Here is a 3,606-nt window from a genome sequence, read left to right as displayed (position 1 = left end):
GCGGCCACCGCGAACCTCTTCAACGGCACCACGATCAGCGGCCAGCCCACGCAGAACCTGTTCTCCCCGACCCACACCTGGCCGCTGAACGACAACACCACTGAGGGCGCGCAGGCCACCACCGCCGCTGACCGCGCCGGCACCCTGAACCTGACCGGCCAGGCAGGTGCGACCTGGAGCAGCAAGGATCTGTTCAGCCCCGACGTGCGTCTCAACGGCACCTCCAGCGGTGTGCTGAGCACCAGTGCGTCGGCGGTGAACGTGGCGAGCAGCTTCACCGTTTCGGTGTGGACCAAGCCCGATGTCGTGGACGGGACGGTGCTCTCGCAGGACGGCACCACGAGTGCGGGGTTCAAGCTCTACGCCGACGCCGCGTCCAAGCACTGGATCTTCTGCCTGGCTACGTCCGACACCAGCGCCCCGTCGTGGGACTGTGCCGGTACCGGCACGGTCGTTCAGCTCGGTGCGTGGACCCATCTGACCGCGACGTACAACCAGAGCACCAACATCATCTCGCTGTACGTCAACGGCATCGTTGCCAACACCTCCGCCCACACCGCGGTCACCGGTTTCACCAAGGGCCTGCGCGTCGGCGACCTGCTGGCAAACGGCAATCACCAGTCCTTCTACAAGGGCGCCGTCTCCAACGTCCAGACCTGGGCTGGCACTGCGCTGACCCCCACCCAGGTCGCCCTGCTGTCCGGGACCCCCGGCTACGTCCTGTTCCCCAGCGACGACACCAACTACCCCAGCGGCACCACCTGGGCCGCCGGACGCGCCAACATGTCCTTCCGCAACGGCATCCTGACCATCAGCAACCCCGGCTACGGCACCTGGACCTACGGCAGCGCCAAGAGCACCTCCGCCTCCGTGATGACCCTGCAGCCCGACGGCAACCTCGTCGCCTACCCGCAGGCCGCCCACACCACCGGCACCGCACTGTGGGGTACCTCCACCAACAACGCGCCGGGTGACGTCATGTTCTTCCAGCCCGACGGCAACCTCGTCATCTACCAGGCCGACGGCACCCCGATCTGGAACTCCGGCACCTACGGCCGCGCCTGGCACAACAACGCCGCCGTCGACGAGGCAGGCGGCACCGGCAAACTCCGCTACGCCGACTTCAACGGCGACGGCAAGGCCGACGCGATCACCATCGCCGACAACGGCGCCGTCAGCATCAAGCTGAACGCCGGCGGCGACGGCCACGGCGGCTGGCAGGACATCGGCCAGGTCACCACCGGCACCACCACCGACTGGACCAAGGTCCGCTTCGCGGACTGGGACGGCGACGGCAAGGCCGACTACCTCGTCTTCAACGGCGGCGCGGTCAACGCCTGGCTGAACACAGGCGGCGACGGCCACGGCGGCTGGATCTACTACGGGCAGATCACCACCGGCGCCACCAGCAACCCCGACCAAGTCCGCTTCGCCGACTTCGACGGCGACGGCAAGACCGACTACATCATCACCCAGCCCAGCGGCGCAGTAGGAGTCTTCCTCAACAAGGGCGGCGACGGCCACGGCGGGTGGCAGGACATCGGCCAAGTCGCAGTCGGCGTCACCAGCGACCGCACGCGCATCCGCTGGACCGACCTGGACGGCGACGGCAGGGCCGACTACACCATCGTCAACACCGACGGCAGCATCACCACCTACATCAACCACGGCGGCGACACCGGCAACGGCTGGGTCCTGCGCCCCGTCGTCTCCACCGGCCACACCACCACCCAGAGCCAGGTCGACTTCACCGACATCGACGCCGACGGCCGCGCCGACTACCTACTCATCAACGGCACCACCAACGCATGGCTCACCAACGGAGGCGACGACTTCGCCACCCCCGGCTGGACCGACTGGGGCCAGATCCGCGGCACCGCCTAATACTGCAACGGTGCTTACTGATCTTTTCAGAATGAGTTGAGCCACGGGTCTTGTGTTCGACGATCTTGGTCGGCAGGGTGTCCGAATGCGTGCCGATCTTGTTCCGGATGACCTGTGGGAGCGGGTGGCCCCGTTGCTGCCACCCGCTCCCGAACGACGCCACCAGCATCCCGGGCGGCTTCGTGTTCCTGACCGAACAGCACTCGCCGGCGTTCTGTTCGTGCTGCGGACCGGTGTCGCCTGGCGGGACGTCCCGGCGGAGACCGTGGGCTGCTCAGGAGTGACCGCCTGGCGCCGGCTGCGGGACTGGACCGAGGCAGGCGTCTGGCCACGGCTGCACGCCGCCCTGCTGGCCGAACTGCGCCGCGCCAGCCTGCTGGACCTGGACGACTGCTCCGTGGACGGGTCGCACGTCCGGGCCCTTAGAGGAGCTAACACAAAGAGGGCCGGCGGCCATGTCCCGTGCTCTGGTTGTTCGTTGGTCATGGCATGGGGAAGGGGATGGGGCCGCCGTGGCTGGTGGCGGATGACCTATGGAGGCGGATCGAGCCACTGCTTCCGGTACGTGAACGGCGTCGGCGGTTCCCTGGGCGGTTGCCGTTGGACGACCGCAAGTGCCTGCAGGGGATCTTGTTCGTGCTGCACACAGGGATCCAGTGGGAGTGGCTGCCGCAGGAGCTCGGCTTCGGCTCGGGCATGACGTGTTGGCGCCGGCTGCGGGACTGGAACGCGGCCAGGGTTTGGAACCGGCTGCACCAGGTGCTGCTGACCGAGCTGCACCGGGCCGGTGACCTGGACTGGTCGCGGGCGGTGATCGACGGCTCGCACCACCAGGCCCGTCGGGGCGGCCCAAAACGGGACCGAGCCCGGTCGACCGCGCCCGACCCGGCTCGAAGCACCACGTGATCACCGACGGGCACGGCACTCCGCTGGCCATCGCGCTGACCGGCGGCAACCGCCACGACGTCACTCAGCTACTGCCCCTGGTGGACGCCATCCCGCGCCTCCGCGGCAGGCGAGGGCGGCCACGCAACCGCCCCGACCGGCTCTATGCCGACCGAGGCTACGACTACGACAAGTACCGAAGACTGCTGTGGAAGCGCGGGATCAAACCGGTGATCGCCCGCAGGGGCGTCCCGCACGGCTCTGGACTCGGTGCCGTCCGATGGGTGGTCGAGCGGACGAACGCCTGGATCCACGGCTTCCGCCGATTACGGATCCGCTGGGACATCCGTGATGACATCCACGAGGCCTTCCTCAAGCTGGCCTGCTGCATCATCACCTACCGCCGCGTGCTGAGAGCCTCGGGCTCCGAACCGCCCCTTGATCACTCAGCCAGTCGAACGAAGCGCATCTCGCAACGTCGGTAGGACCCATCGACACCGAAGCTTTGCTCCGCAAGGTGCCAGCCAGCCGCCTCGATCCGCCCTACGTACACCGCAAGGTTCTCGTCAGGATGCACCGGGTGGAGCCGGATGCTCCGAACGTGCTCAGCGGCGCCTCCTTGGAAGCAACGCAGGGCGTAGCTGTCCACGGAGCTCAGTCCAGAGGGAACGCGTCGATCCACCCACCGATCGTAGGCAGCACCACCAGACCGTGCACCTGTCTTTGTGTTAGCTCCTCTTACTGGTCATTTCAAAATGAGTTTGACCGAGGGCTTGGCAGTTGAGGGGCGAGGCGGCAGAGTGCTGCATATGCCGGATGATCTTGTGCCAGATGACC

2 protein-coding genes and 1 pseudogene are annotated in these 3,606 nt (G+C 67.3%); all 3 read left to right on the top strand.

Annotated elements, in window-relative coordinates; genetic code table 11:
* Positions 1-1,884 (top strand): FG-GAP-like repeat-containing protein (locus OO57_RS40220; RefSeq protein WP_199811405.1); only part of this gene is annotated, 1,884 nt, incomplete at its 5' end.
* Positions 1,885-1,969: 85 nt separating this feature from the next.
* Positions 1,970-2,164, top strand: a pseudogene (locus OO57_RS47535) (transposase); the annotation flags it as partial.
* A 221-nt stretch (positions 2,165-2,385) separates the two neighbouring features.
* Positions 2,386-3,254, top strand: a protein-coding gene (locus OO57_RS41950) for an IS5 family transposase (RefSeq protein WP_234337709.1) whose coding sequence is annotated in 2 segments (ribosomal slippage) — positions 2,386-2,734 and positions 2,734-3,254 — 870 coding nt in all. Because the reading frame shifts where the segments join, the coding sequence is not laid out codon by codon here.
* Positions 3,255-3,606: the final 352 nt, after the last annotated feature.

The organism is Kitasatospora phosalacinea (assembly GCF_000717185.1).
Taxonomy (GTDB): domain Bacteria; phylum Actinomycetota; class Actinomycetes; order Streptomycetales; family Streptomycetaceae; genus Kitasatospora; species Kitasatospora phosalacinea_A.
The sequence above is the reverse complement of the archived record's forward strand: the minus strand, read 5'-3'. Positions and strand labels throughout refer to the sequence as shown.